Raw genomic sequence first — 7,544 nt, 5'->3', positions numbered from 1 at the left:
GGTCTTGTCGTCGGCCGACACCTCACCGGAGGCGGCACTTGCGACCAGGATGCGAGACGCTTGCGCCGTGGTCGCCGCGTCGTTTTGCGGATTGGCGGCTGCAAGCTTGCTCGCATCCGCCGGACGGAACAGCGTGTCGACGAAATACGATGTCGCATTGTCGACCGAGGCGCCGTTGGCGTTTGCCGACGCGCCTGCCGAGGCACCCATCGCGGCGCCCGACGCGACAGTGGATGCCGCCTGCACGCCCGTCCCAACTGCAGCCGACAGGACCGAGCCGAGAACACCGGCGACAAGCAACGTGGCCAGCGCCCAGGCAAGGAAGCCGTGGGTGGTGTCGCGGAAATAGACCTCGTCAGTGTGGACGCCAACCCATTTGGTCCGCAACCGCCCGGCAAGATAACCGCCTAGGCCCGCCGACAGCCATTGCACGACGATTAACCAGGCGCCGGTGGTAGCTGCGAAGGTGGTGACCGAAGGATTCGACGCGGACCAGGGCGAAACCATCGTCAGCCCGAGTCCGGAGCCGAGCAAGGTAAGGATGAGAGTCAAAGCCGAGGCTGCGAAAGCGCCAGCGATGATCGGCCCCCAACTGACGGCGGTGGCGGAGGATTCTAGCGTACCGGGAGCATCGGTTGCCGATAGGGTGGGCTGCATCGAAGCCTCCTAGCGGGCAAAAAGCATGATGAGAATGATGATCGGAATCGGAACCCCGAGCAACCAGAGCAAGATACCGCGGCCCATCGAAACCTCCTGAAACAAGTTGTGATCGATCTGTCACAATGTTTCAGGAGACCTTCTGTTCCGGTCGGATCACCCTATCCGCCACGGACGGCGGACCGACGGCAGGCTGAGAGGCCCGATGGCACGGTCCTCAAATATCCAGATTGGCCACCGACAGCGCATTGTCCTGGATGAACTCGCGCCGCGGCTCCACCTCGTCGCCCATCAGCCGTGAGAACAGGCTGTCGGCGTCGGTCGCGTCGGCCACCTTGACCTGAAGCAGCGAGCGCACATTCGGATCCAGCGTGGTTTCCCAGAGCTGTTCGGCGTTCATCTCGCCAAGGCCCTTGTAGCGCTGCATGGTCAGTCCCTTGCGGCCAGCCGCGAACACCGCGTTGAGCAGCGCCAGCGGCCCGGAAAGGAGCTCGGAAGTCTCCTTGCGGCGCAGCGCCGGCTGCTCGCCATAGACTTCCGCCAGGCGCGCTGCATAGCGGTCCAGCTGGCGCGCATCGGCCGAATTGATCAGCCCGGCATCGAGCTGGACCGCGTCCTTGACGCCACGCACGGTGCGTTCGAAGACATAGCCGCCCGACCCGTCATTGGAGGTCGACAGCCGTCCGCTCCAGCCGCGCTCGGTCTCCTCGGCGATCATGTCGAGCCGCCTGGCGACGTGTTCGGCCATGGCGGTGGCGCGGCCGAGATCGGCGAGCACGTCGGCGTTGAGCGCGCCGGCGATCGCCGCCTGCTCGACGACACTGCGGTTGTAGCGCGTGTGCAGCCCGTTGATCAGGTGCCGCACCGCCAAGGCGTCGTCGACCGCGCCGCGCAGGTCCTGTCCGGTCCGCACCTCGCCGGAGGCGAGCGTCAGTGAAGCCTCTTCCAGCCCGGACTCGATCAGATATTCCTCATAGGCGCTTTCGTCCTTGAGATATTGCGAGCTCTTGCCCCGCGTCACTTTGTAGAGCGGCGGCTGGGCGATGTAGAGATGGCCGCGCTCGATCAGCTCCGGCATCTGCCGGAAGAAGAAGGTGAGCAGCAGCGTGCGGATGTGGGCGCCGTCGACGTCGGCGTCCGTCATCAGGATGATCTTGTGGTAGCGCAGCTTGTCGGCGTTGAACTCGTCCTTGCCGATCGAGGTGCCGAGCGCCGTGATCAGCGTGCCGATCATGTCGGAGCTGAGCATACGGTCGAAGCGCGCCCGCTCGACATTCAGGATCTTGCCCCGCAGCGGCAGGATCGCCTGGTTCTGGCGCGAGCGCCCGCCCTTGGCCGAGCCGCCGGCCGAGTCGCCCTCAACGATGAAGATTTCCGATTTCGCGGGATCGCGCTCTTGGCAGTCGGCAAGCTTGCCGGGCAGCGAGGTGACGCCGAGCGTGCTCTTGCGGGTTATGTCGCGCGCCTTGCGCGCGGCTTCGCGCGCGGCGGCCGCCTGGATCACCTTCTCCACCACCACCTTGCCTTCGCTTGGATGCTCTTCCAGCCAGGTGCCCAGCGCCTCGTTGACCAGGCTTTCCACCACCGGCCGGACTTCCGAGGAGACCAGCTTGTCCTTGGTCTGCGAGGAGAATTTCGGATCCGGAACCTTGACCGACAGAACGGCCGTCAGGCCTTCGCGGCAGTCGTCGCCGGTGAGCGAAACCTTTTCCTTCTTGGTCTGGCCGGAGGACTCGCCATAGCCGGTGATCTGCCTGGTCAGCGCGGCGCGGAATCCGGCCAGATGCGTGCCGCCGTCGCGCTGCGGGATATTGTTGGTGAAGGCCAGCACGTTCTCGTGGTAGCTGTCGTTCCACCACATCGCCACCTCGACGGTGATGCCGTCGCGCTCGGCGCGAATGGCGATCGGCTTCTCGATCAGCGGCTTCTTCACCCGGTCGAGATACTTGACGAATTCCTCTAGGCCGCCGTCATAATGCAATTCGTGGCGCACGAGGTCGGCATGGCGCGCGTCGGTCAGCACGATGCGCACGCCGGAATTGAGGAAGGCGAGCTCGCGCAGCCGGTGCTCGAGCGTGTTGTAGTCGAATTCGACCATGGTGAAGGTTTCGGCTGACGGGAAGAAGGTGATCTCGCTGCCGCTGCGGCCTTCATAGGTCCCCGGTCGCTTGTCCTGCTCGTAGGTGCCGGTCACCTTCAGCGGAGCGTCGGCATTGCCGTGCGTGAAGCTCATCTCGAAGATTTCGCCGTTGCGACGGATCTTGAGCTTGAGCCATGCCGAAAGAGCGTTGACCACCGAGACGCCGACGCCGTGCAGGCCGCCCGAAACCTTGTAGGAGTTCTGGTCGAATTTGCCGCCGGCATGCAGCTGGGTCATGATCACTTCGGCCGCCGAGACGCCCTCGCTGGGATGGATATCGCTCGGAATCCCGCGGCCATTGTCGATGACGGTCACCGAGCCGTCGGGGTTGAGCGTCACCGAGACGAGGTCGGCATGCCCGGCCAGCGCCTCGTCGATGGCGTTGTCCACCACCTCATAGACCATGTGATGCAGGCCCGAGCCGTCGTCGGTGTCGCCGATATACATGCCCGGCCGCTTGCGGACAGCGTCCAACCCCTTCAAAACCTTGATGGAATCGGCGCCATACTCGGCTTCCGCGCCAATGGCGCTTTCGGTCTGATCGCTCATAAATACCTGTCTGATTGATGTCGCTGATCCGGCGCGGAAAAATGGTCCCGAATCGCGCCGTTTTGATGTCCTAGATATAGGCGCAAATGGCCGTTTTTCCAAGGTTTGCAGGCGTTTTGCCGGCTTGGCGAGCGGCCGTTGGCAGGCCGGGCGCGATACACCGGGAAGCGCGGTGCGGGCAGCGGGCTATGCCGGCGCGAAAGCCGCGCCCGAGCGCGGCCTTGCAACAGTCACATCGGGGCGTCTGCTATTCCGCCCGGAGGCCGGCGCGCAGCGCCTTCAGCGCCTCGCTCCAGCGGAACAACTCGTCCAGCATGGCCTTGGCGCCGCCCAGCACCTGCTCGCTCGGATGATACGCGCCCTCCTTGTCGAGCAAGGTCCTGTAGGAAGGCAGCGCCACGCCTTCCGGGATCGGCATGACGCCGACCGAGGTCAGCAGCGGCTTCAGCGCCTGTGCCGCGCGCAGGCCGCCGGACACCCCGCCATAGCTGAAGATGGCGGCGGGCTTGTAGCGCCACTCCTTGAGCAGATAGTCGACGGCGTTAACAATCGCCGGAGCGGCGAAATAATTGTATTCCGGCGCCACGAACACGAAGGCGTCGGCGGCGTCGATCGCCGTCGACCAGGCCTTGGTGTGGTCGTTCTCGTATTTGCGCAGGCGCGGATGATGCGGCTCGTCGAGCAGCGGCAGCTTGAAGGCGGCAATGTCGGCGAGCGCCGGCTCGAACTTGCCGTGCTCGCGCGCGAACCCCTCCAGCCACTCGGCGAAGATCGGTCCGGCGCGTCCCGGTCGCGTGCTGCCGATGATGATGCTCAACTGGTGCTTCACGGGTGGCTCCTCGATTGACGGTATCCGTTGGCGACTAAAGGAACCGGTCACCGTCAACAAGCAGCCATCGAAGGGCGCCGTTCACATTCAGGCGAGGCGGTCTCTCCATGGGCTTTCCGTTCGGTCACATGGACGCCCGCTTTGCCGCGCATTACATTTGCCGCCGTAGCGGAGCATCCGATGGACACAAAGCCCGCCCCCTTCGTGCCGCCTGCGCCGAAGCCGCGCACCCAGCCGCCCTCGACGCTGGAGATGATGCGCATCGTCTACCGCAACCCGCTCGAGCTGTGGGGCGAGCATACCTACAACGAGCCCTGGATCTCGGTGACCGGTATCGGCGGGCCGCTGGTCATCGCCAACGATCCCGGCCTCATCCGCCACGTGCTGATCGACAACGCCAGGAACTACAAGATGGCGACGGTGCGCCAGCTGATCCTGCGCCCGATCCTGCGAGACGGCTTGCTCACCGCCGAGGGCGAGGTGTGGAAGCGATCGCGCAAGGCGATGGCGCCGGTGTTCACGCCGCGCCACATCTTCGGTTTCGCCGAGCCGATGCTGAAGCGCACGCTGGAATTCGCCACCCGCTACGAGGCCGGCGGTACGACCGACGTCGCCCGCGACATGACGATGCTCACCTATGATATCCTGGCCGAGACGCTGTTTTCCGGCGAGATCGCCGGCGAGCCCGGCAGCTTCGCCAAGGAGATCGACCGCCTGTTCGAGACCATGGGCCGGGTCGATCCGCTCGACCTGTTGCGCGCCCCGGAATGGCTGCCGCGGCTGACCCGCATCCGCGGCCGCAAGACCATGGCCTATTTCCGCAACATCGTTGCCAACACGGTGAAAATGCGCGAGGAGCGGCTGAAGCGCGATCCCGACGGCGTGCCGCAGGATTTCCTGACGCTACTCCTGAAAGCCGAGGGGCCGGACGGCCTGACCCGCGCCGAAGTCGAGGACAACATCATCACCTTCATCGGCGCCGGGCACGAGACCACGGCGCGCGCGCTCGGCTGGACGATCTACTGTCTCGCCGAAGCGCCTTGGGAGCGCGACAAGGTCGAGCAGGAGATCGATGCGGTGTTGGCGCGCGAGCCCGATCCGACAAGGTGGCTGGACGCCATGCCGCTCACCCGCGCCGCCTTCGAGGAAGCGCTGAGGCTTTATCCGCCGGCGCCCTCGATCAATCGCGAGCCGATCGAGCCGGAGACCTGGAACGGCCTCTATATCCCGAGATACGCCGCCGTGCTGGTGATGCCCTGGGTGGTGCATCGTCATCGCAAGCTATGGGACAGGCCGGACGCCTTCATGCCGGAGCGCTTCCATCCGGAGAACCGCGAACGGATCGACCGCTTCCAGTATCTGCCTTTCGGCGCCGGGCCGCGCGTCTGCATCGGCGCCAGCTTCGCCATGCAGGAGGCGATCATTGCTTTGGCCATCCTGTTGTCGCGCTTCCGTTTCGACGTAACGTCACAAACTCGGCCATGGCCGGTGCAGAAGCTGACCACGCAGCCGCAGGGCGGCCTGCCGATGCAGATTTCCCGCCGCGCCTGATTGGAACGGGTCCCGATCGGGAACAGTCTACCGGTCGGCGATCGGCCGGCGCTGCTGGAACTGGCCGGCGGCGCGGAAGCGCCAGAGATAGCTCGGCAGGATCGCGGCGATCGCCTGCGGCTGGATGCCGAGGCCATTGATCGTTCTGTTCGCCTTGGCGGCGGCTTCGGAGACGACGTTGTGCTCGCGCAGCTGCAGCACCTGGTCCTTGGTCAGCAGCGGATTGGGCAACAGCTGCAGGATCGAGGCTTGGATATTGGCCACCCACCACGGCACTGGCACCAGGAGGCGTCTGCGGTCGATAACGGCGAGCAGCTCCTGCATGCATTCCTTGAAGGTCAACACCTGCGGGCCGCCGAGCTCATAGGTCTGGCCACGCTCGACCTTGCCGTCGACCGAGCGTGCCACCGCCTCGGCAACGTCGCCGACATAGATCGGCTGGAATTTCGTCTCCCCGCCGCCGATCAGCGGCAGCACGGGCGAGAAGCGCGCCATGTTGGCGAAGCGGTTGAAGAAGGCGTCCTCGGGTCCGAAATTGATCGAGGGCCGCAAGACGACGGCGTCGGGCACCGTCTCGAACACTGCTTTCTCGCCGAGAGCCTTGGTGCGGGCATATCCCGACGGCGAGTTGAGGTCGGCGCCGAGCGCCGATATATGGGCGAGGCCGGCGCCGACCGATCGCGCGGCCTCGGCGACGGCGCGCGCGCCGAACTCGTGCACGGAGCCGAATTTCTGCCGACCGCTCTCATGCAGTATGGCGACGAGATTGACGACGTGGTCGGCGCCCTGAACGGCGCGGTCGACCGACCAGCGCACGCGCACATTGGCCTGCACCGGCTGGATCTGGCCGACATTGCCGAGCGGCTGCACATGGCCGGCAAGGTCGGGCCGCCGGCAGGCGACCCGGATGCGATAGCCGCGCTTGGCGAGCGCGCGAACGACATGACGGCCGACGAATCCCGAGCCGCCGAACACGACGACGAGCTTGGGGGTCTGCAGGATTTCGGTCATGGCTGGCTCCGCGCGCAAAAGCTTGGCTGAGCCGCTTCTTAATCCGTTTCGCGTCAAAGGCAAAGAGCGACCGGAGGTCGCCGCCGCCTTGTTTTTTAGTAATTCCAGGAAAGTGTGGAGCGGTTTTCCGTGCCGAATTGCGTCAGGGTAAAAGCCGCTCAGAACGCCCGGCCGATGCGCGCGTCGACCGAATGCCGGTTGCCGCCTCGGATGACGAAGAAGGCGAGGATTGCCGCCCAGAGCAGCGACTTTTCCGCGCCCGAAAAGCCCTGGCCCATGGTGACCCAGTGGAACCATACTGTGACCAGAAGCACGATCAGGCCGGCGAAAGCGGCCGGGCGGGTGACGAGGCCGATGGCAATCAAAATGCCGCCGAAGAATTCGGTGCAGGCGAGCAGCGGCGACCAGAAGACGCCAGGATAGAAGCCCAGACCTTCGACCATTTCCGTGGCGCCAAACGGATTGACGATCTTCTGCGAGCCATGAATGGCGAGGAACGCCCCGGCAACGGCGCGCAGCAGCGTTTCGGCCGCATTGTTCAGCGTCGCATAGAGTCCGCCTAGGGCCGGAACGATAAGCCTTGGTCTGGACGTGTCGGTGCTGGCGAACATGCGGTCTCCTTTTTGCTGATTTGACGGACGCAAAGGCGTCCACTCCGTCAAATAGAATAAACCTGACGAACTTTCGCATGTTTTATTGCCGCAGTGAGAAACAGAAAACCCCGCCGAGGCGGGGTTTTCCGGGCAGTGAGCGCATCGAAACAGGGTCCAACGAGGCGGCCTGACCTGAGACGGTATCAAGGCGGCG

The 7,544-nt window shown here is 64.8% G+C and carries 6 protein-coding genes; 1 reads left to right on the top strand and 5 read right to left on the bottom strand.

Annotation, left to right across the window (positions count from 1 at the left end; all coding sequences use genetic code 11):
• The 3 genes from EOA60_RS11900 to EOA60_RS11890 form a co-directional block, all read right to left on the bottom strand.
• A partial coding sequence (locus EOA60_RS11900; protein WP_128311387.1) for a hypothetical protein occupies positions 1 to 657 on the bottom strand: 657 nt, incomplete at its 3' end.
• 217 nt (positions 658 to 874) lie between these two features.
• On the bottom strand, positions 875 to 3,346 hold the full coding sequence (gene gyrB / locus EOA60_RS11895) for a DNA topoisomerase (ATP-hydrolyzing) subunit B (RefSeq protein WP_095824349.1): 2,472 nt from the start codon (positions 3,344 to 3,346) through the stop codon (positions 875 to 877).
• Positions 3,347 to 3,593: 247 nt separating this feature from the next.
• Positions 3,594 to 4,175, bottom strand: coding sequence for an NADPH-dependent FMN reductase (locus EOA60_RS11890; RefSeq protein WP_095777000.1), 582 nt, complete (start codon positions 4,173 to 4,175; stop codon positions 3,594 to 3,596).
• 180 nt (positions 4,176 to 4,355) lie between these two features.
• Between EOA60_RS11890 and EOA60_RS11885 the strand changes: the two genes are divergently transcribed.
• Entirely contained in the window at positions 4,356 to 5,726 is a 1,371-nt protein-coding gene (locus EOA60_RS11885) for a cytochrome P450 (RefSeq protein ID WP_067324178.1), read from the top strand.
• A 27-nt stretch (positions 5,727 to 5,753) separates the two neighbouring features.
• On the opposite strand, the gene EOA60_RS11880 is transcribed toward EOA60_RS11885, so the two are convergent.
• Complete coding sequence (locus EOA60_RS11880) at positions 5,754 to 6,737, bottom strand: complex I NDUFA9 subunit family protein (RefSeq protein ID WP_067324180.1); 984 nt, start codon at positions 6,735 to 6,737, stop codon at positions 5,754 to 5,756.
• Positions 6,738 to 6,895: 158 nt separating this feature from the next.
• The gene (locus tag EOA60_RS11875) at positions 6,896 to 7,348 is read right to left on the bottom strand and encodes a DoxX family protein (protein WP_067324182.1); all 453 of its coding nucleotides are present in this window, start codon (positions 7,346 to 7,348) and stop codon (positions 6,896 to 6,898) included.
• Positions 7,349 to 7,544: the final 196 nt, after the last annotated feature.

Origin of the sequence: Mesorhizobium sp. M1A.F.Ca.IN.020.06.1.1 (genome assembly GCF_004023265.1) — a bacterium.
Taxonomy (GTDB): domain Bacteria; phylum Pseudomonadota; class Alphaproteobacteria; order Rhizobiales; family Rhizobiaceae; genus Mesorhizobium.
The sequence above is the reverse complement of the archived record's forward strand: the minus strand, read 5'-3'. Positions and strand labels throughout refer to the sequence as shown.